The following is a 19,492-nucleotide window of genomic DNA, read 5'->3' on the forward strand; positions in this document are numbered from 1 at the left end:
CTTCAAGGTATTCCTTTACTATGTTCAATTTAAAATCTGCTTCATAAAAGTTCAAAAAAATGACCTCCCAAAGTTGTATTTTTCATGTACAACTTTTGGGGGTCACCTCATTCTGTCCCATCCTCAGTCTTTCATCTACTAAGCTTTCGTCTCACGTTCATTACTATGTTTGTATCCATACGTAAAGTAGATGATGACACCTAAGACAAGTGCAATCACAAAAGCTTTCCATGTTGCGGCTTGCAGTTGCAGCATCAAAGCAATACTAACAATCACCAGTAAAATTGGTAGTAATGGCACAAATGGAATTTTAAATTCCCCCGGCTTTGGATCTCCGTCTGTTTTTCGCAAACGAATAATTCCGATCGCCATTACGATCAAATACATCAATGTCACAATATTCGTCAATTCCGCCAACAATTCCATCGGTACAAGACCAGCGAAAAGCATCGTACAAATCCCAGCAACATATGTCGCATTTTTGGGTGTACGATTTTTTTCATCGATTTTACTCATAAATTTCGGTAACAAACCATCTTTACTAATCGCATAAATAATTCTCGCCAAACTATACATCATAGAAATCGTCACTGTCAGCAACGTCAAAATAGCACCTACGGAAATCACTCCTGCCACACCATCACGCTCTACAAAACGCATCGCAAATGCCACTGGATCTTTTACACCAAGCGATTCAAACGGTACGATCCCTGTTAAGACTAACGTCACGATCACATATAAAACCGCAGCGATCAAAATCGAGCCAATGATTCCTTTAGGAATATCTTTTTGCGGATTTTTTACTTCTTCTGCTGTCATACTTACCGCATCAAACCCTAAGAACGCAAAGAAGACGACTGCTGCTCCACTGACTACGCCAGAAAAACCAAATGGCATAAACGGTTGCCAGTTATCAGGTTTCACATAAAAAATCCCAACAACTAAAAATAAAGCAATGATCCCAAATTTTACAAAAACCATTACGTTATTCAATCGCAAAGCCGTTTTCGCTTCCAATGAAACCCAAAACATAACTGCTAAAAGAACGATCATAGCTATCAGATCCACATACGTTCCGTTTTCCGGATTGTAAGCACCACTCAACGCTTTAGGCAAATGAACGTTCAGACTATTCAAGAAGCCATGAACATAACCAGACCAACCAGAAGCGACAGAAGAAACTGCTAAGAAAAATTCACAAATCACAAGCCAGCCTGTCATCCACGCAACGAATTCCCCAAAAACAACATACATATACGCATACGGTCCGCCAATCACTGGTATGCGAGAAGCAAATTCTGCATAGCATAATCCTGCTAAAATAATGGCACCGGCAGCCACCAAAAAGGATAAGGATAAAGCTGGTCCAGCATCTTTTTTAGCTGCTACCCCTGTCACAACAAAGATTCCTGTACCAACAATCGCACCAATTCCTAACATGATCAGATCTATTGTCTTTAAATCTTTTTTCATTCCACTTGGCTCTGCAGATAGATCCTTTAGCGTCTTTTTCCTAAACATCGACATTTTATTTCCTCCAATAAATTCACTCAAGCATTTTTCTTAGTCAAATAATTGCTGTTGTTTTCATAAAAATAAGCGTAAATCGAAATTTACGCTTTCATATACCCTAAAAGAATACCACCGACGATCACCAATAAGCAACCAAAAATGACATATCTCATTTCCTTTTTAGTTTTTCTTTCGCCAAGAATAAAAATACCGCCTAATGTTGAGATAATGATTCCCATTTGAGAAAGAGAAAAGCTGATAGCTAACCCAATTTGGCGCATGGTCAAAAGCATACAAATATTTCCTAATCCCCATAACAGACCACAGCTCATATTAAGCCACACATAACGGTCCACCTTGATTTTTTTAAAGGCAAAAAAGCTGGCACCGATCAGCATACCGATACTTTGCGGTAAAATAATTCCCATTGGGTCTAAGCCAAACGCATTGATAATAATCGTATATGCACCATACCCAACAGTCGAAGCAATCAATGCTCGAAAACCTTTATTAAAATCAAGCATAGAATTTGTTGTTTTAACAGAACCATCATCATCTTGCCGAGCAGTTAAATAGGCTCCTAAAACCAATAAACCTAAAGCGATAAACCCTAATAGAAAATCTCTGCTGCCCTTCCATTCATGAAAAAAGACCGCTCCAGCAATCGTATTGACGATCAACTGCATTCCTGTGGAGACAGGCAAGCCAACGGATACGCCTAAATATTTCATTCCATGAAATTGCTGATTTTGACCAACACTCCAAAACAAACCTGATAAAATACCAATGATGATCATTTGAACGGATATGGCTGGCTGAACGATAAAAAAGACGACTAAGGAAAAAAATAACGCGCCAATCGTCATACCAAGCGTCTGTTGATTGGCACTACCGCCGATTTTCCCACTCACCAGACCAATACTGCCCCAAGCAAACATCGGTATCAAAGCGATTAATATATTCATAATAAGCTCCTATCAAAAAGTAGATGCCTTAAGTCTAACAATAAAAACGTTTCCCATACAACCAGAATAAAGAAAAAAGTTCAATAGAATTTCTCTCATTTTCTCCGATCATGATTTTCAGAAATGACTGAGCTATACTACTTAAATTTACATTCCAAAACCTCAAAAAAATAAATGCCAGAAACAGAAGCAACCCTTTTCGCTCATCTTGAGGTCATCACTTCTATTCCGGCTTTTTTACAAATGAGTCACTCTCATTTTCGCTTATCTTCTTTCCTTAAAGTAACTTAAAAAAGGAAAAAGTAATTTCATCGTCGTGCCTTGATCTTCTATTGATTCGACCGTTAGCTGATGTCCTAGCTTATCTGCTAAGCTCTTAGCCAAATACAGCCCTAATCCAGTCGAATGCTGTTCACTTGTCCGTCCATTTTTCCCAGTAAAACCTTTATCAAAAATCCGTCGCTGATCTGCTTCAGGTATTCCGACACCTGTATCCTGCAGAAGCAACCAGACCCCTTCGTTGGTTTTAGAAAATGTCACCGTGATCTGCCCACCAGCTGGTGTATATTTGATTGCATTACTCACTAACTGTTTAAAGATAAACGCTACCCATTTAGCATCTGTCAGCACCAATTGATCTTCTCCTTCAATCGAAAAATGCAAGTTCTTTTGAATAAAATAGCTGCCTTGCGTCCGAATGACCGACTGGACAATTTCTTTTAGTGAATGCTCTTGAATGAGGTAATCTCGTGAAAAACTATCTAATCGCGCATAGTATAGAACCTGTTCTACATATTCGTCGATTTTATTCAGTTCATTTTCCACTAAATAATATTTGCTTTCAGGGATATCATCTTCTATCGACTGTAAAATCAGATCGACTGCTGCTAAAGGAACTTTGATTTCATGGACCCAAGAATCAATGTAATCTTTTTGATCCTGCTGATTATTGATCGCTTGCTGGATGACTTGTTGATGTTCAATGAGCAGGCCATTAATATATTCTTGAACTATTTTTTCTTCTGACCTAGCAGCTTCATTCAAGTAATGCTGCAGGGATGGCGGATGCTCGGAAATATCCAATGAGCGCCACCAACGTTTTTTTAAGGAATAATCAATCGTTAAAAAGAGCAATAAAAATAAACCTTCTAATAATACCAAATAACCAATAACAGAAACATTTATGACCATATCTGGAGAAAGCCATAAAATCAACCAAGTAATAGCAATAAAGGTCAGCCACCCGACTAACAAAAGCCAGTGATCTTTTAAGTATTTACGAATCGTCATGTCATTCTCCTAACTAAGGGACGATATACCCTTGACCAACTTTGGTTTCAATATAGCCTTCCAAGCCTGCTTGTTCAATTTTTTTTCGTAAACGATTAATGTTGACCGTTAATGTATTATCGTCGACAAAACGTTCATCTTCCCATAAAGCCCGCAGTAATTTTTCTCTCGTCAAAATTTTCCCATGCTTTTTAATCAAAATATAAAGTAAGCGGTACTCATTTTTACTTAAATCGATGATCTCGCCATTGATTTCCATACTCCCGTTGTCCACATTTAGAGTAATACCATTGTGCGACATAACTTCACTGCCTACTTCGGAATAGTTGTAAGATCTGCGTAACAGAGCATTGATCTTAGCTACAAGTACATCTAGCTGGAACGGTTTTGTAACAAAATCATCGGCGCCCATATTCATTGCCATGATCATATCCATATTCGTATTACGACTAGAAATAAAAATAATCGGCACTTTGGATACTTCGCGAATCTTTTGACACCAATAATAGCCGTCAAATACTGGTAGATTGATATCGAGTAAAATCAGCTGCGGATCTTCTTGCTGAAAATCTGCTAAAACATTATTAAAATTAGTTGTCCCAAACGTGTCAAACTGCCACTTTTGCAACTCTTCACGAATCAAGTCACGGATCGTTGCTTCATCTTCTACAATCATGATTTTTGCCATCGTTTTTCCCTCCACTTGTTTCCTCTATTGTACCTTATCAGAAAATGTCCGTCATTAATATAGGACTTTTAGCCGAGATAAAAAAGATAAAATTAAAAAGTGAATGTTGCTTTGTACAAATCCTTTTTAAAATACCCTTAATTCAAACAAGTCTGACTGTTTCTATTTTTTTCCCTCTTTACTCTTCCGATGTTTCAACAACATAGAACTATCACTTATCTACTAGACATATCTATTATTTTCTTTCAAACAAAAAAGCGCTAGAACAAAATGAAAAAACAGTTTGTTCTAGCGCGTTATATCCATTAGTAATTCTTGTTCATCATAATAACGCAGCATCCTTATTGATACTTGTGCTAACTTTGAAAACTCGCCAATTCTAAGCATACTTGTTATCCTTTCAGATTTATTTCCAAATGAAATAGACGTCTTTTGCTTCACCGCTAGTATAATTCTAATTTTACGATACATGACTGCTTTTTCTAGAAATAAAACACTAAAAAAAGTGACTATAATAGGCTATACCAAACCTCTCACAGTCACTAAGATACCACTTGATCCTCTTGTTGCGGAATTCTCTATAAATGAAATGCCCATAAAGAGTGTTATTTTTTTTTAATAGAGCGAGATAAATTACAAGAAATTGAAAAAAAACCGTAGAATACAGGATTTTTTTGCAACCCTTTATTGACCCTAAAAGGGTTTTCCTATAAAATGGAGAGTAGATAGAAACGAATAGAATAAAAAAAAGCACTTCATGATTTAGCTACCAACTAAATCATGAAGCCCTGAAAAGTCAGTGAACACCTGACCCATCAAGTTGCTTAAGCCAATAGTTATACATTGACATCTTCCATTTTACTCAATTTTGACAGAAATTTCTAGAGGTTTACACTAGTTTTTTCTGACTTAAAGATGTTTTTGTTTATTTATTGACCTTACAACGGTATTGGATTTGTGTCCAATACCGTTTTTTTATTTATTCGTTTCTATTCTAAAAGAATGCTTGCTTACGTTTTAAATCATGACATATACCTGTCAACCAACCATTGACTAATATAAGCTGATCCCAACCAGCTTTACCCATTCTCCTGAATGATTTAAATCGTAAGTACAGCACTTTTAAATACCAATAGTCAAATACTACTCCCAAGTATTCACAACAAGAAAGGACAACAGAATTAACTTCGTAACCTTTTTCAATACTTCCTTTTATATACGACACTCATTGTTTGTCCTTTCTTAGTTGGTGACTATTAGGATTGGAGATAAGCTTGATCCGCTTATTTCCAATCTATTTTTATTTTATTCAAGAGTGATAAAAAATCCCAAACAAAGCTCACCGCAGCCATGTTTAGGAAGTCGATTGTTACATCTATTATTACTCTTCATATTCCAACTCTTCATCATAATCAGGCAGCTCGATTTTTTCAACGGCATTTTTTCCAATCATCAAAAGATGATCAACTAATTCATCCAGATCTTCGATCGATGAAAGCGCCGCTTCAATAACCATCGCTAAATTCAGTCCAGATAATACACGCAGGTTTGGTCTGCTGTCCATTTGCATCATTGCTGCGTTGCATGGTGTTCCGCCTTTTAAATCGGCAAGGATCAAGGTCGGCTCTTGATCAGAGGATTCAAGTATTTTTTTTAATTTTTCAGTTGTTCCAGACAGCCCATCCGTTTCAGTCATAGAAACAATTGCTGCATTTGCTAGATCACCAGTGATCATTTTAGCGGAATGTAAGGTTTCAGCAGCCATCTTTCCATGACTCATCAAAATTAATTTAGGTTTCATCACTCATCCTCCGTTAATCGGTTTCCTTATTTTTAGGCGCTACTTTTTCTAAAACGTCTGAAATTCTGTATTGATTATTTTCTAATAATCTTCGCGCTTCTGTTGCATCGATATTTCCTTCGATCATAACGATCGCATCTGCCACATGGTTTCCTGCTTGCTCTAAATACTTTTCAGCCGTCTCCAAGTCAACACCTGTTGCTTCATGAATGATCTGCAAGGAACGCTGAATCAGTTTTTCATTGGTTGGTTGGACATTGACCATCAAATTTTGATAGACACTGCCTGTTTTGATCATCACGCCTGTAGAAATCATATTTAAGACCATTTTTTGTGCTGTACCGGCTTTCATTCGAGTCGATCCAGTGATCACTTCTGGTCCTACGACAGGCGCAATCCCAATTGCTGCCAGTTTATTCATTTCACTTTTATCATTACAGGTGACAGAAATAGTCAACGCACCCACTTGCTCTGCGTATTCGATTGCGCCAATTGTATATGGTGTTCGTCCACTCGCCGCAACCGCGATTACGACATCCTCTGCAATTAGCTTATGCTGCATCAGATCTTTTACAGCAAGTTCTTTTGAATCCTCGGCTCCCTCAACGGCTTGAAACATCGCCTCTTTACCACCAGCAATAATACCAAATGCCCGATCTGGCGATACACTATAGGTTGGAGTAAGCTCTATTGCATCTAAAGTGCCCAGACGACCGGAGGTTCCTGCCCCGCAGTAGATCAAACGACCGCCTTTTTGATAGCGTAGTGCGGCCTGTTCAATAGCGCGTGCTATTTCTGGCAACACTTTTTCTATAGCCAACGCCACTTTCTGATCTTCTTGATTGATGATTTCAACTATTTCCATCGCTGTTAATTGATCGATATTTTTACTTTTAGCATTTCTCGATTCTGTTGTTAATTCTTCCAGCTTCATCATTCTTCCCTACTTTTCTTTCAGTTTCTCTACTAGTTTTTTTGTATCCATCATATTTTGAGCAAGTGAGGTTTCTAACTCATCTTGAATGGAGCCTAAATACAATACATCACCAACTGCCATCGTTGAAGCGATCGAAGCAATCGCCCCAACTCGCAATAAATGTTCATTTGCAGGAACTAATAAGACCTCATCACTTAGTTGGCGGATTTTTTCATCTTCATTTCTAGTAATAAAAATGATCTTTGTTTGATTTTGTCGTGCAATTTCACAGGCAATCAGGACCTCTTTTGACATGCCGCTATAGGAAATCGCAATCAACACATCTTTTGGCGTGGCGTAATTTAAAAACTCAAACTGCATATGGACATCGTAATTAAAAACAGCTTTTTTTCCAGCTCGATTAAATTTATGATACAAATCATACGCCGTTAATGAGGAAGAACCAATACCGATCGTAAAAATAGTTTCAGCGGATTTGATCTGCTCAATTGAACGCTGTAATGCTTGCTTATCGATTAAATCAAATAAATCTCCAACTGTCGTATTCAATAACGATTCTACTTTGATACAGAGCGTCTCGATCGAATCATCTGCCGCAACGATTGGATCGATCATTTTTATTCCCTTTTCTGCTCCTTGTTTTGCGGCGATCGATAATTTCAGTTCTTCCCAGCCTTCAAACGTCAACGATTTAGAAAAACGCGTCACCGAAGCAGGTGATGTACCACTATTTGATGCAATTTCATTAGCAGTCAAAGAAAGGACCAGCGTTGGATCTTTCAAAATATAATCGGCGATCTTTCGGTTGACCTTCGAAAAGTCTTTGTATTTTTGTCGTATCAATTTCATTGCATCCATAGTATCCAGCTCCTGTTTCTTATTTGATAAAGTTTAAAATTGTTTCGTCTGATTCTGATGGAATCATTTGTGCAGTGATTATTATTCCTTGTTCGTCCAAACGTTTAATCGTTTGAATATCTGTTTGTGTTAGCGCTACAGATTTTTTTATTGGGCGACTTCCTTCTTTTTGCGAAATATTCCCTACGTTGATTGTATTTAGAGGAACTCCGCCATCGATCAAATCAGCCATATCCTGAATATCCTTTGTAATTAGAAAAACGTTCTCTTCTTTATAATTTCCTGCCAAGATTTTTTCAATAGCCTTCCGTTTAGAGAGAATCGATAACTTGACGCCTGGTGGTTTCGCCATTTTTAACGCCCCGATCTGCAGCTGATCTTTAACTGCTAAATCATTAACAACCATGATTCGTTGGGCACCTAAGGTATTCGTCCAAACGGTTGCTACTTGACCGTGGATCAATCGTTCATCTACACGTGCATGTTCAATTGCCATATTGTTCATCCTCTTCTAACTAAATTTTATTTAAAATAATTTTCCGAACCAAGCGCTCATTCCTTGTAAATTGCCTAAGACCATTCCGAGTAAAATCAATACAAAAATCAAGCGGGTGGAATTCATTTTTTTCTTTCCTAATAGCCAATAAGACATCATCACGATCGCTAATGGAATCAACGCAGGTAAAATTTTATCTAGCATCTCCTGAATCGAAAGTGACACTTCTCCCATTTTATAAGTTAGTTCTAGTTTATAAGTGATCACAGAAGGAATCAAGCCGCCAACGACTGTTAGTCCTAAAATTGCTGCCCCTTGTGTTAAAAGTTTCATTTTATCTGCAAACTCAGTAGCGATTTTCTTACCTTGATGATAACCGATCCAAGTAAATTTATAACGTACCCATAAAACAGCTATTCCTGCAATCAGTGGAATCGCTAGACCAAACGCTTGTCCGCCTTGTGCCATGTACGCCGCAATAGAAAAGACGATCGCACGATAGATCGCAATAAAAATCGTGTCTCCTACACCAGCAAAAGGACCCATCAAGCCTGTTTTCAAGCCTGTGATCGCCTGATCATCTTCGATACCGATTTCTTCTTCCAGCGCCATATCCGCTCCGATGATCAGATGAGACATAGCAGGCGTAGTATTGAAAAAGCCTGTCTGTGTTTTAAGTGCCTGTTTCATTTTTTCAGGATCATTTTCATATAAACGTTTTAACGCTGGCATGATTACGTAAGAATAACCTAAGCCCTGCATTTTTTCATAATTCCAGCCCCATTGTAGACTGAATAAGTTTCTCAAGTAAACTTTGTTGATGTCCTTTTTAGTTAGCTTATTAGTCATCGATCTCTACCTCCTCATCATCTTCATACACAACTGTTCCAGCAGAAGTTGCTGCCCCTTTATTCGTTTGATTCATTACATAGATTGCAGCTAACGCCAATCCGACTAATGCTACACCTAAAACAGAGAATAGTTCTGCAAAATAAGCTAACAAGACAAATCCAATAATAAAATACGGCCAATACGTTTTGATTGGCAAATAACGCATCAAAATCGCAATTCCCATTGCAGGCAAGATTGCACCTGCGGCTTTCAGTCCGTTCATCACCCACAGTGGAATCCATTCATTAATGACTGTGACTACCTGCTCACCAAAGGTCAATCCGATAAAAACTGGGATTACACGTGAAAGTGTCCATGGGAAAATTCCCAAAACGTTACAACGCTCTACGCCTTTATAGTCGCCTTCTTCAGCATATTTATCTGCTTTATGCTGGAAAAACGTGTTCGCCATTCTGCCTAAAATATCTAGCTGTGTCAATAACAACCCAATCGGTACTGCAACTCCAATTCCATATTCTGCTCCTTGACCTGAAATAATTGCATATGCGGTTCCCATAATCGCGCCTGATAAAAAATCCGGTACTGTTGCGCCTCCGTAAGTTGCCACTCCCAGTGTCATCAACTGTAACGTGGCTCCAATCATCAAACCAGTCTGGACATCCCCTAGAACAAATCCAGTAAATGTGGCAGCAAATAGTGGTGTGTATGGACCGATTTGAATTGAGATTTGATCCAAAACACCTACGACTGTGTAAATACATAAAACAAGAATGATACCGATAGAAATTTCCATTTTTGCCCCTCCTTGAATACGCTTTCTTTTCACAACCAAATCATACCATTTATGAAATTGAATTTCAACTTATTTAATAAAAACAAAAAAAAGAAATTTAATTTCTCGAAAAAATAAATGACCAGGACATAACTCTATGAGTTACCACCCAGTCACTTAGAACCCAAATAAACAGTGATAAAAACGGACTAAGATCATTCTTTCCTTGATAAATATTTAAATCATCAACACCTGCTAAGACTTTCGATAATAAGCATTAATATGTTCAATAATTGTTTGCAGCTGCATTGATTCAATCCGATCCCGCTTAATCAAATAGAAACTCCTTTGATATTCTGTAGGTAACGGTCGCCAATGAATTTTTTTAGTTAAAGCTTTCTTTGATAGAATCGATTGCCCTAATCCTTCTTCCAGAAAACGGACGATCATTTCATTATTTTTAATGATCATTTTCTGCGGATTCAAATTGTTCTCTAAAAAGTAGCGCTCTGTATAGTGATAAACCCCTGAATTCCCCTCTCGAACCAACCACAATTTACTTGAAAAATCACCAGCATGAACTAATTCATCTTTCAAAAGTTCTTGGCGAATGATCGAATCAGTAACCAATGGTTTTTCAATAAACCCTAGATGTGCTTGGTGTTTTTCGATCTTATCTAAGACAGCTTCTGAATTATCCATTTCTAAAACAAACGAAACCTCTGGAAAATGTTGGACCAATTCTTTCATCAATTCTGGTAGATAGTAAACTGCAAATGTGTTTGATGCGACGATCTTGCAAGTTTCTTTAGGAACAGTCTGTGTTTTTATTGCTTGTAGAATATCCTCCCAATCATCAGCCAAATTAAGCAAATGATGGTATAAGACATCCGCCTGTTTTGTCGTAATGATTTCCTGACGTCCATTTCTCACAAATAACGCTACGTCCAACTCTTCTTCTAGTTGCTTGATTTGAGTAGAAACAGCAGGTTGGGAAATAAATAGATTTTCAGCAGCTTTTGAAAAATTTTTAGTTTCATAAACGACACGGAATGTTTTCAATAATTTAAACATAGAATTCCTTTCCATTCATTTTATTTATAGATATTATTTTAACTATTTATTTCTCAAATGCAACTTCTTTCGCTATACTAAAGGTACAGACAAACAAAGAAAGAAGATGAATGATTTAGTGAAAAACAGCACTCTCGATTTAAAAAAAATAGTAGCAGTTTTACCTGGTCTAGCAACAGCATTTATCGTCGCTGTCATCAGTAAGATACTCGCTATTTGGCTGCCAACTCTAGGCGCAGCAACGATTGCTATTTTATTAGGCATCGTATTAGGTAATACAATATTGAAGCATCCTGTATTAGAAAAAGGAACAAAAATTGCAGAAGGAAAATTATTGGAGTTCTCCGTCGTTTTACTTGGAGCAACCGTCACCTTTCAAACGATCGCTCATATTGGGTTAAAAGGTGGGATCTTCGTTATTTTACAAATGAGTCTAACGATTATCGCCACTTATATTCTCGGAAAAAAATTATTGTTTTCGGACAATATGTCCTTGTTGATGGCTGGTGGAAATGCAGTTTGCGGTTCTTCTGCTATTGCATCGATCGCTCCTTCCATTCATGCTAAAGAAGAAGAAAAAGGACAAATCATCACCTTAGTTAATTTATTAGGAACAATCTTGATGCTATTGTTGCCTTTGATCGCTTCTTTTCTTTACGGAACCAATCTATTAGCGAAAAGCGCACTTGTCGGTGGTACTTTACAATCCGTCGGACAAGTAGTCGCAAGTGCTAGTATGATCAACAGTGAAGTCGTGGAATTTGCCATGCTATTCAAAATCATGCGTATTATGTTATTAGTCGTTGTCGTGTACCTTTTCGGTAAATTTAAAGCACGAACTACAACAGTTGCCGCCACATCTCCTATTTCCACAAAGAAAGCAGGCTTGCCCTGGTATGTTGTTGGATTTGTTCTATTTTGCATCATAAACAGCTTAATAACGCTGCCAGAACAAGTCAGTGAAACTGCCCACTTTTTCAGTGGCTGGTTTGAAATCACTGCATTAGCTGCCATTGGTTTACGCTTAGATTTTCAAAAGTTCTTTAAAGAAGGAAAACGCTTCTTGATTTATGGGCTATCTGTTGGGGTCATTCAAGTGATCTTAGCGATCAGTCTGATTCGTTTGTTCCTGTTTTAAGTAAAAAAAGCCCGAAACAAAACTAAAAAATCAGTTTTGTTTCGGGCTCTAAATCTGAATAAACAGTATAAGCGGAAGCTTTTCTTATTTCTCTTAGTGAGGTACTTCTGCTTTATTCTTTATCCTCTATTTTATTCGACTTAAAACCAGAATAAGATTTATTCCCACTTAAGTTCAAGACAAATAAAACAACAACCAACGCTAAAATTGAAACAGATAATAGCAATGTCTGAACAGCATCTCCGTGGATCACCATCAATTGCCGTAAAATAGCTGTAATACAGATCAGAATCAAATATCTGATCGGAATATGATGTCCTTCTTGAATATAACGGATCACCATCATGATAAACTCAAACAGCATGAAGAATGCAACGACTTCCTGCATGACGACCGACAAATTTTTGGGCGTCATAGGTTTAGTGATAAAGGTGCCGATATCGATCAACTGACGTATCATAAATATCAAAATAAGTAGTGCAAGCAATCCTAATACAATATCCAAAACCACATTGACATATTTTTTCATAATGCCAAATCTTTGATCTTCCTTCATTTTTTTCCCCCTTTCATTCGATGTAGCTGAATTTTTGATTAAATGTTAACTACATTTTCTTATAGGAATAATATATCATTTTTTTTACACGATGTAAAAATCTAAATCTGGGATTATTATACGCTCCAATGTTTTTTTAAGACACAATTTCTCCAAAAATAAAATGCAACTTAAGCCTCAATCTTTTTTATTCTAACTATGATATGTTATTTATAGATTAGGAGGAGTTATAATGGAAAATAAAATAAATGCTTTTCACTTAAAAATGATTGCGATCATCGCAATGTTGCTCAATCATATTGGCAGTGGCTTTCATCTGAATGAGTATTCAGAGCCTCTGTTTTTCTTCACTGAACTAGTCGGAAAACTTACCTTTCCAATCATGGCCTATTTACTGGTTGAAGGGTTTCACTATACACGGAATTTAAAAAAATATGCCTTGCGGCTAACTGTCTTTTGGCTTATTTCGATTTATCCGTTTCATCTTTTATTTTTTCAAAACTATCCTTTTGATCCAACAGAATTTGTCAATAATATCTTTTTCACACTTCTAATGGGTCTCTTATTGATCATCAGCTATGAAAAAACGAAAAGTACTCTTCTACACGTACTGCTCGTCATCGGCTTTTCTTTAGCAACAATTCTATCTGACTGGCAGCTGATCGGTGTATTGCTTATTTTCGGTTTCTATCGAATCAACAATGTCACTTTAAAGAAAACCATTCCGTTACTTTATACAACAGCTTTCCTCTTTATACTGCTAATGATTGTCTACTTCATCTCACCAAGTTCAGTTCCTTGGTATGAATTTCTATCCGTTTTTGGCATTCTAGGAACGGCGCCATTACTCTTAGCGTATAATGGACAGCGTGGCTATTCTCCAAATTGGGTCAAATGGGGATTTTACTTGTTCTATCCGCTTCATATGATTATTCTTATTCTGATACGAGCACTAATGTAAAGAGAGGTGACTGGGACATAACTCTATAAGTTATGATCCAGTCACCTCGAATCCGAATAAACAGTAGAAGCAGAAGCAACCCCTTCGGAAATAAGCTGAAATTGCTATGAAACACAGTGGGGCACGAGCTGATGTAGAACAGTACCTACTTGGTCCCCAAAATTTGAAAAGCATCGATTAGGAATCATTCAACATCGGAATTAAAAAATCCGCGTTTCTTGTCATTTTCGTGAATTCTTTCTTATTGCTGTAAAACACAATGAGAAACGAGTTGATGCTTTCTCAACAAAGACTCATCGCAGATAGACATTGTTGCACAGTACCTACTACACTGTGTTTCGATCTCATCAATCTCTACGTGTCAAAGACACTAAGAATTGGAGGACCTGGTTCTCGGGATTAACACTTATGTCCCGTCTTCCTCTTTTTGCAGTAAAACATACTCATCTTCTCTCTTAACTAAATCAAGCCAAACGCAAGCATGATTGCTGCTAAAATATTATTTAAGAAATGAATCGATATACTCAACTCTAAACGCTTAGTCTTGTAATAAACAACAGATAAGATCAAGCCCATCAATCCATAAATCAAGAAACTGATCACGTTAGTAGGTCCATGAATCAACCCAAAGACAACTGAGCTCACAATAATACCCACAATTGGAAATTGTTCCAGCCAAAATCCAATGATTCCACCTCTAAACACAATTTCCTCCATGATCGGCGCTGAAAAGCCAATTAATAAGAGGATCAACAATGGATTCTCCCCTTTAAACATGAGCTGAATAGCTGCATCGTTTGCTGTTGAAGCTGATCCTTGCATATTTAATAATAGTGTTCCACCAACTGCTATAATTCTAGCTAAAACATATCCACCAATAATAATGCCAATATTTTTACCAGTGAAAAAATCAAATTTAACCGTTAGAAAGCCTAATTTTTTTGCTAAAAATAGCAACAGCCAAATATTTCCAATCGTAATCAAAATCAGAATGAGCGAGGTTATCAATGATAAATTGGTCTCACCCCTCCCCAGTGAAAATCCTTTGACGATTCCAAAAACAGTCATGCTAATTTGACTTAATAGAAACAAACCAATTACAATAAAAAAATTTTTTACATACGTCATTTTTCCATTCTCCTTTTTGATAGATAAAAACTATACCTTTTTATCTTATCAAATAAAGAACGCATAGTAAACCAAGCTTGAAACAAGCAGACCATTTAGTCTATTTTCTATTAAAGCAAAATATTTATTTTTCAGAAACTTGATTACCCTCTTTATATGTACAGAACTTTCTAGTGGATTTTTAGCTAAATTTCAATAATTTTTTGTCCACTGAAATTTTTGAGAACAAATGTTTTTTATTCTACCTAGAATTGTCTGATTACATGAAACACTTCCTTAAAATGTTCTGTTAGAATGTATATAAAGATACTCTATTTTTAACTATAGTTTTTCCAGATAGTCATATAGAAATAATGTCAGAAAATACTAGATCAACTGAATTATTATCATAACTAAAAAGAAGGGTGGAAAGAAAAGTGGATACAGCATTCAAACTGAAAAAGAAAATTGAAGATAAAGAAGATATAGATAACCCTATAGTTTATTTAGAAAAGTCAGAAATTGTACAAAAATATTCTGAATTAGAGAATTTAACCGATTTAGGAAAAATATTTGCACTTATTGGATTATCTGAGATTCCATACAGTCATGAACTAGCAATAACAAAGGAACTTGTTGCCTTTATCAATAGTCATATTGCGACCAATGAAGGGTTCTCATATACAAGAAAAGCTGAAGGACTCGTTCCTTGTTATAATGCTATGCTATTAGAAGCGTATTGTAAGCTAGGGCTAGGCAAAACCGATGAGACTCAAAAAGCTTTGAATTGGATAAAGCAGTATCAGCTATTTGAACGCAACAAAACAACAACTTGGAGAGAAAATGGTATATGCAAACATGGAGGGTGTTTGAAGAAAACACCATGTTATATTGGCATCGGAAAAACGATACGGGCCCTTATAGCTTATCAAGAATTAGTAGACAATAAAGACGAAAAAGTGGAGTATCTTTTAGAAAAAGGGACGAACTACATGCTAAACCAAAAAATGTATAAAAGGCTTTCAAATGGAGAAGCTATTTCAGCTCACATTACTGATAATATGTTTCCACAAAGCTATGCACTTTCCCTAACAGATATCGTTTATATAACAGGGAAACGAGCATTATGGGGCTTGAAAGCTACCAAAGATTTACGCACACTGATAGAAAGTAAACGGACTAAAAAGGAAGGTTGGAAAAATGAATATATTTATAAATATAAAGGGTATATTGCATTTGACAATCGTAGACAAGAATCCCCTTGGATAACAGATATCATAGAAAATTCATTAAAAGATTGTTCAAATAATTAAATGCAAACAAACACTAATTAGAAACTACTAGAATATATATTTTAGGTGCATCACTAAATTTAGTTCAACGAGACTAAGACAACACCATTGATAGTAGTTTTTTTATACTTTTATACACAAAATACATAATTGTAGCCATCACATATAATTGCTTTCAATCTACTTCACCTTTTGTTTCAAATTAGGCAAGTTTATCTTTTTAAGCAAGAACCTGAATGTAATTGCTACTTCTCCTAGTGTTGAAATCACCAAGAGAAATGAGCCTATTGTACTAAAAACAGTAGCGTTCAATTGGAATATTGTAAAGTAACTATCAGCAAGATAACCTAAACTAGCTATAGATAATAGTATGCCGAAAAATCTTGCAACATAATTTGATTTATAAACCAAATATCCTAGAATTATCAGATGTAGTCCAAAGAAAATTTGCCAAATCATAACACCTAGCTCTTTATATTTCAGTAGTGCGAAAATAACAGAGTTTACATCAGTACCGTTCATTGCAGAAGAAGTAAGTATTCCTATAACGGTTAATGAAGCTAATGCGTTTATAGCTTGAATAATCGTCATACTCAGCCTAGACACCAATGCAATTGTTGAAAGAGTCGCATTTATTTCTTTAAAGAGTGTATACAAAATAACGCTTAGAACTATCTCTAATAAACAAACAATTGTTTCAATCCCTATACCTAAACTAAACAAAAGCTGATTTCCCATTATATTTTTAATGGTTTCAGTAATGCTACTATTTGATATTAATTGAGAGGGGATGTACATCATAGCAATTGGTGCTATGATCGCAATCAACAAATACACTATTCCTGCATACTTTGCATATTTAATTTTGTTTTCCATAATGGTTAATTCTCCATTTCCTTATTTTCTATTTCTAGTAACCAAAAAAGCCAGCAACAAAGATTTTTCATCCTAAGTTACTGGCTCTACGTCTTAGCGACTGGCTCTTTTATGATTGATATTTTATACTGTTTAACGTCTATTAGACTTTCCTTCTTACACTTTGGACAGTAGAGAGGAAGGTTTTTAATTTCTGTATCTCCTCTTATTTGCATACGAGTCTTGTTGCTACAAGCTGGACATAGTACCCATTCGTGCTTTTGTATCATTGTCTACTCCTCCCAGCCTAAATAGAATAATTCTTCAACTTTCACTTCAAAAAAGCGAGCTAACTTAAGAGATAATTCAATACTCGGAAGAAATTTACCCATTTCTATTGCATTTATGGATTGTCTTGAAACGCCTACCTGGTTTGCTAGTTCTTGTTGCGTCATATTCTTTATCTCTGTTCTATAATATTTCAATCGAATGATTACCTTTTCTTTTTTCATAGCTTCTTAACCCACATAATAGTATGCTTTCGTTAGATTTGTTGTTGCAATTAATACAAAGAAACCAATTCTAAAAAGCAATACAACTTGCCCTAATGATGCTTGAAATGCAAATGAAGCCATCACTATTACAAAAAATGCAGATAGCATATAAGCGAAATTTCGAAGTATATTTTTATCAACTAACTTTTCCCATTCGCCCATCACTCTATTTTCTTTGGGCATAAATATCGAAACTAGGATTTCTAAAGCAATAGAACTTACAATTAATGTCCCAAGCATGATTAGAAACGTATACCCTATAACTTTCATTTCTGAATCTGCATAATCATTTGAAATAGACGCATTATAAACCAGTCCAACAAACCAGCTCAAAACAAATATTTTAACTATCTCTATTACTACATAAATTTTTTTAGACATTAGAATTCTCCTCCGGTGTCAAGTCTTGTTGACAAACCCATACTATCATCTTTAAACTGCCGTGTCAAGTCTTATTGACACTCATATTGAAAATAGATTAGGATTCTAAACCTCTATTAAATCATCCTACACAATCAAAAAAATTCCGAAACTCCTGAAACATTTACATAAGAGCCAACAGACAACCCATCAATTTCCAAATCTTTGATTCCACAAAGAAAAATTGTATATATTGAAGATAGCTTTTCTTTTTGTCCCAAAGTTAGATTCTGAGAGGACTGTACTATAATATATTTAACTTGTAAAAGTTCATCTTCACTAATTCAACTTTGTGAAGCAAAGAATTACATTATCTTGAATACGGAAAATGGAAGTGTAAGCCTAACTGAAGCAAGAAAAATGAGTATTACCGACTTAATACCAATTAATAATTAAATTATTTATAGCATATAAAAAATGAGTGAGACATGACTCAAAGAGTCATGTCTCACTCACGTGAAATTCAGATAAACGATGAAAGCAGAAGTAATTCCTAGATTGCTCTTTGATCACATCAACATCTAAGCACCAGAGCACTAAGAGTTGAAGACTTCTGTTCCATCTTCTTAAATAATCTCGTATAATCTTATTTGTTTAAAGCGTCTTTTGCTTGGTCAGCTAATGCTGTAAATGCTGTTGCATCGTTAACAGCCAAGTCAGCTAACATTTTGCGGTTGATATCAATCTCTGCCAATTTCAAACCGTGCATTAATTTAGAATAGCTTAAGCCATTCATACGAGCTGCTGCGTTGATACGAGCAATCCATAATTTACGGAAATCACGTTTTTTCTGACGACGATCTCTGTATGCATAACTATAAGATTTCATTACTTGTTCTTTTGCTGTTCTAAATAAAGTATGTTTTGATCCGTAATAGCCTTTCGCTAACTTAAGGATCTTTTTACGACGTTTACGGCTTACTACGCCACCTTTAACACGTGCCATGGTTAATTCCTCCTAAATATCTGTTGTCTCAATGAGTTATTTTAGTTGCTAAGTTATTATAAGAAGTTTTTCAGCTTTCCTACATTCAGCAAGCTTTGTTAAAACTAATTTAGCTTCGTAGACGAGGCTTTTTTATTTCATTCTTGCTAATTGTTGGCGAATACGTTTGAAATCGCCTGCTGATACCATACCTGCTTTACGCAATTGACGGCGTTGTTTCTTTGTTTTACCGTGGAAACGGTGACTTGTAAACGCACGGAATCTCTTTAAACCGCCTTTACCAGTACGTTTGAAACGTTTTGCTGATCCGCGGTGAGTTTTTTGTTTTGGCATGACTAATTTTCCTCCTACATTTTCATTTTCGTATACGGTTCAACTAAATTCATTGGAAATGTTGAACAAGTATCCTCAAACTTTT

General features: G+C 36.1%; 23 protein-coding genes. 3 read left to right on the forward strand and 20 right to left on the reverse strand.

Translation table 11 applies throughout. The annotated features are described in order from the left end of the window. Positions 1 to 138 precede the first annotated feature (138 nt). The 12 genes from BCR25_RS06870 to BCR25_RS06920 all read right to left on the reverse strand — a co-directional run bounded on the left by BCR25_RS06870 (position 139) and on the right by BCR25_RS06920 (position 11,245). The gene (locus tag BCR25_RS06870; RefSeq protein WP_069662883.1) at positions 139 to 1,527 is read right to left on the reverse strand and encodes an amino acid permease; all 1,389 of its coding nucleotides are present in this window, start codon (positions 1,525 to 1,527) and stop codon (positions 139 to 141) included. An 86-nt stretch (positions 1,528 to 1,613) separates the two neighbouring features. Next, a complete protein-coding gene (locus tag BCR25_RS06875) occupies positions 1,614 to 2,477 on the reverse strand; it encodes a GRP family sugar transporter (RefSeq protein ID WP_069662884.1) in 864 nt (287 codons plus the stop codon). Between the two features lie 264 nt (positions 2,478 to 2,741). Next, complete coding sequence (gene sapS / locus BCR25_RS06880; RefSeq protein ID WP_069662885.1) at positions 2,742 to 3,767, reverse strand: two-component system sensor histidine kinase SapS; 1,026 nt, start codon at positions 3,765 to 3,767, stop codon at positions 2,742 to 2,744. Between the two features lie 13 nt (positions 3,768 to 3,780). Next, positions 3,781 to 4,455, reverse strand: a complete 675-nt coding sequence (gene sapR, locus BCR25_RS06885) for a two-component system response regulator SapR (protein WP_069662886.1) — start codon at positions 4,453 to 4,455, stop codon at positions 3,781 to 3,783. Between the two features lie 288 nt (positions 4,456 to 4,743). Beyond that, a complete protein-coding gene (locus BCR25_RS20960; protein WP_071879575.1) occupies positions 4,744 to 4,926 on the reverse strand; it encodes a MerR family DNA-binding transcriptional regulator in 183 nt (60 codons plus the stop codon). Positions 4,927 to 5,836: 910 nt separating this feature from the next. Then, positions 5,837 to 6,256 carry a PTS sugar transporter subunit IIA gene (locus BCR25_RS06890; protein WP_069662887.1) on the reverse strand — a complete coding sequence of 140 codons (420 nt, stop codon included), beginning with the start codon at positions 6,254 to 6,256 and terminating at the stop codon, positions 5,837 to 5,839. Positions 6,257 to 6,269: 13 nt separating this feature from the next. Further along, on the reverse strand, positions 6,270 to 7,190 hold the full coding sequence (gene murQ, locus BCR25_RS06895) for an N-acetylmuramic acid 6-phosphate etherase (RefSeq protein WP_069662888.1): 921 nt from the start codon (positions 7,188 to 7,190) through the stop codon (positions 6,270 to 6,272). A 9-nt stretch (positions 7,191 to 7,199) separates the two neighbouring features. Further along, a complete protein-coding gene (locus BCR25_RS06900; RefSeq protein WP_069662889.1) occupies positions 7,200 to 8,051 on the reverse strand; it encodes a MurR/RpiR family transcriptional regulator in 852 nt (283 codons plus the stop codon). 19 nt (positions 8,052 to 8,070) lie between these two features. Next, the gene (locus BCR25_RS06905; RefSeq protein WP_069662890.1) at positions 8,071 to 8,547 is read right to left on the reverse strand and encodes a PTS sugar transporter subunit IIB; all 477 of its coding nucleotides are present in this window, start codon (positions 8,545 to 8,547) and stop codon (positions 8,071 to 8,073) included. Positions 8,548 to 8,577: 30 nt separating this feature from the next. Beyond that, positions 8,578 to 9,396 (reverse strand): PTS system mannose/fructose/sorbose family transporter subunit IID, encoded by an 819-nt coding sequence (locus BCR25_RS06910; RefSeq protein ID WP_069662891.1) that lies wholly within the window; start codon positions 9,394 to 9,396, stop codon positions 8,578 to 8,580. Further along, on the reverse strand, positions 9,389 to 10,192 hold the full coding sequence (locus tag BCR25_RS06915; protein WP_069662892.1) for a PTS mannose/fructose/sorbose/N-acetylgalactosamine transporter subunit IIC: 804 nt from the start codon (positions 10,190 to 10,192) through the stop codon (positions 9,389 to 9,391). The genes BCR25_RS06910 and BCR25_RS06915 overlap by 8 nt, the downstream gene beginning before the upstream one ends. 234 nt (positions 10,193 to 10,426) lie before the next feature. Further along, a complete protein-coding gene (locus tag BCR25_RS06920; protein WP_069662893.1) occupies positions 10,427 to 11,245 on the reverse strand; it encodes a LysR family transcriptional regulator in 819 nt (272 codons plus the stop codon). 118 nt (positions 11,246 to 11,363) lie between these two features. Here BCR25_RS06920 and BCR25_RS06925 point away from each other — a divergent pair, with 118 nt between their 5' ends. Then, positions 11,364 to 12,383, forward strand: coding sequence for a YeiH family protein (locus BCR25_RS06925; RefSeq protein ID WP_069662934.1), 1,020 nt, complete (start codon positions 11,364 to 11,366; stop codon positions 12,381 to 12,383). A gap of 112 nt (positions 12,384 to 12,495) precedes the next feature. Here BCR25_RS06925 and psiE read toward each other — a convergent pair whose 3' ends face one another. Further along, positions 12,496 to 12,939, reverse strand: a complete 444-nt coding sequence (gene psiE / locus BCR25_RS06930; RefSeq protein ID WP_069662894.1) for a phosphate-starvation-inducible protein PsiE — start codon at positions 12,937 to 12,939, stop codon at positions 12,496 to 12,498. Between the two features lie 232 nt (positions 12,940 to 13,171). Here psiE and BCR25_RS06935 point away from each other — a divergent pair, with 232 nt between their 5' ends. Beyond that, entirely contained in the window at positions 13,172 to 13,900 is a 729-nt protein-coding gene (locus BCR25_RS06935) for a TraX family protein (protein ID WP_069662895.1), read from the forward strand. A 459-nt stretch (positions 13,901 to 14,359) separates the two neighbouring features. Here BCR25_RS06935 and BCR25_RS06940 read toward each other — a convergent pair whose 3' ends face one another. Beyond that, positions 14,360 to 15,028 (reverse strand): CPBP family intramembrane glutamic endopeptidase, encoded by a 669-nt coding sequence (locus tag BCR25_RS06940; RefSeq protein ID WP_069662896.1) that lies wholly within the window; start codon positions 15,026 to 15,028, stop codon positions 14,360 to 14,362. 416 nt (positions 15,029 to 15,444) lie between these two features. On the opposite strand from BCR25_RS06940, the gene BCR25_RS06945 reads away from it, so the two are divergent. Continuing rightward, on the forward strand, positions 15,445 to 16,320 hold the full coding sequence (locus BCR25_RS06945; RefSeq protein ID WP_069662897.1) for a hypothetical protein: 876 nt from the start codon (positions 15,445 to 15,447) through the stop codon (positions 16,318 to 16,320). A 159-nt stretch (positions 16,321 to 16,479) separates the two neighbouring features. Here the strand turns inward: BCR25_RS06945 and BCR25_RS06950 are convergent, their stop codons facing one another. The 6 genes from BCR25_RS06950 to rpmI form a co-directional block, all read right to left on the reverse strand. Continuing rightward, a complete protein-coding gene (locus tag BCR25_RS06950; RefSeq protein WP_069662898.1) occupies positions 16,480 to 17,175 on the reverse strand; it encodes a DUF4386 domain-containing protein in 696 nt (231 codons plus the stop codon). An 86-nt stretch (positions 17,176 to 17,261) separates the two neighbouring features. After that, positions 17,262 to 17,444 (reverse strand): cysteine-rich KTR domain-containing protein, encoded by a 183-nt coding sequence (locus tag BCR25_RS06955; RefSeq protein WP_069662899.1) that lies wholly within the window; start codon positions 17,442 to 17,444, stop codon positions 17,262 to 17,264. Positions 17,445 to 17,447: 3 nt separating this feature from the next. Continuing rightward, the gene (locus tag BCR25_RS06960; RefSeq protein ID WP_069662900.1) at positions 17,448 to 17,666 is read right to left on the reverse strand and encodes a helix-turn-helix transcriptional regulator; all 219 of its coding nucleotides are present in this window, start codon (positions 17,664 to 17,666) and stop codon (positions 17,448 to 17,450) included. 6 nt (positions 17,667 to 17,672) lie between these two features. Beyond that, positions 17,673 to 18,089 carry a hypothetical protein gene (locus BCR25_RS06965; RefSeq protein ID WP_069662901.1) on the reverse strand — a complete coding sequence of 139 codons (417 nt, stop codon included), beginning with the start codon at positions 18,087 to 18,089 and terminating at the stop codon, positions 17,673 to 17,675. A gap of 625 nt (positions 18,090 to 18,714) precedes the next feature. After that, complete coding sequence (gene rplT / locus BCR25_RS06970; protein WP_069662902.1) at positions 18,715 to 19,074, reverse strand: 50S ribosomal protein L20; 360 nt, start codon at positions 19,072 to 19,074, stop codon at positions 18,715 to 18,717. Positions 19,075 to 19,206: 132 nt separating this feature from the next. Then, on the reverse strand, positions 19,207 to 19,407 hold the full coding sequence (rpmI, locus tag BCR25_RS06975; RefSeq protein WP_069662903.1) for a 50S ribosomal protein L35: 201 nt from the start codon (positions 19,405 to 19,407) through the stop codon (positions 19,207 to 19,209). Between the last annotated feature and the right edge of the window lie 85 nt (positions 19,408 to 19,492).

The organism is Enterococcus termitis (genome assembly GCF_001730305.1).
Lineage (GTDB): Bacteria > Bacillota > Bacilli > Lactobacillales > Enterococcaceae > Enterococcus_L > Enterococcus_L termitis.

Excerpts from the sequence above, each read along its gene's own strand:
- BCR25_RS06870 (WP_069662883.1), bottom strand. The coding sequence starts at position 1,527 with ATGTCGATGTTTAGGAAAAAGACGCTAAAGGATCTATCTGCAGAGCCA.
- BCR25_RS06875 (WP_069662884.1), bottom strand. The coding sequence starts at position 2,477 with ATGAATATATTAATCGCTTTGATACCGATGTTTGCTTGGGGCAGTATT.
- sapS (WP_069662885.1), bottom strand. The coding sequence starts at position 3,767 with ATGACGATTCGTAAATACTTAAAAGATCACTGGCTTTTGTTAGTCGGG.
- sapR (WP_069662886.1), bottom strand. The coding sequence starts at position 4,455 with ATGGCAAAAATCATGATTGTAGAAGATGAAGCAACGATCCGTGACTTG.
- BCR25_RS20960 (WP_071879575.1), bottom strand. The coding sequence starts at position 4,926 with ATGTATCGTAAAATTAGAATTATACTAGCGGTGAAGCAAAAGACGTCT.
- BCR25_RS06890 (WP_069662887.1), bottom strand. The coding sequence starts at position 6,256 with ATGAAACCTAAATTAATTTTGATGAGTCATGGAAAGATGGCTGCTGAA.
- murQ (WP_069662888.1), bottom strand. The coding sequence starts at position 7,190 with ATGAAGCTGGAAGAATTAACAACAGAATCGAGAAATGCTAAAAGTAAA.
- BCR25_RS06900 (WP_069662889.1), bottom strand. The coding sequence starts at position 8,051 with ATGGATGCAATGAAATTGATACGACAAAAATACAAAGACTTTTCGAAG.
- BCR25_RS06905 (WP_069662890.1), bottom strand. The coding sequence starts at position 8,547 with ATGGCAATTGAACATGCACGTGTAGATGAACGATTGATCCACGGTCAA.
- BCR25_RS06910 (WP_069662891.1), bottom strand. The coding sequence starts at position 9,396 with ATGACTAATAAGCTAACTAAAAAGGACATCAACAAAGTTTACTTGAGA.
- BCR25_RS06915 (WP_069662892.1), bottom strand. The coding sequence starts at position 10,192 with ATGGAAATTTCTATCGGTATCATTCTTGTTTTATGTATTTACACAGTC.
- BCR25_RS06920 (WP_069662893.1), bottom strand. The coding sequence starts at position 11,245 with ATGTTTAAATTATTGAAAACATTCCGTGTCGTTTATGAAACTAAAAAT.
- psiE (WP_069662894.1), bottom strand. The coding sequence starts at position 12,939 with ATGAAGGAAGATCAAAGATTTGGCATTATGAAAAAATATGTCAATGTG.
- BCR25_RS06935 (WP_069662895.1), top strand. The coding sequence starts at position 13,172 with ATGGAAAATAAAATAAATGCTTTTCACTTAAAAATGATTGCGATCATC.
- BCR25_RS06940 (WP_069662896.1), bottom strand. The coding sequence starts at position 15,028 with ATGACGTATGTAAAAAATTTTTTTATTGTAATTGGTTTGTTTCTATTA.
- BCR25_RS06950 (WP_069662898.1), bottom strand. The coding sequence starts at position 17,175 with ATGGAAAACAAAATTAAATATGCAAAGTATGCAGGAATAGTGTATTTG.
- BCR25_RS06955 (WP_069662899.1), bottom strand. The coding sequence starts at position 17,444 with ATGATACAAAAGCACGAATGGGTACTATGTCCAGCTTGTAGCAACAAG.
- BCR25_RS06960 (WP_069662900.1), bottom strand. The coding sequence starts at position 17,666 with ATGAAAAAAGAAAAGGTAATCATTCGATTGAAATATTATAGAACAGAG.
- BCR25_RS06965 (WP_069662901.1), bottom strand. The coding sequence starts at position 18,089 with ATGTCTAAAAAAATTTATGTAGTAATAGAGATAGTTAAAATATTTGTT.
- rplT (WP_069662902.1), bottom strand. The coding sequence starts at position 19,074 with ATGGCACGTGTTAAAGGTGGCGTAGTAAGCCGTAAACGTCGTAAAAAG.
- rpmI (WP_069662903.1), bottom strand. The coding sequence starts at position 19,407 with ATGCCAAAACAAAAAACTCACCGCGGATCAGCAAAACGTTTCAAACGT.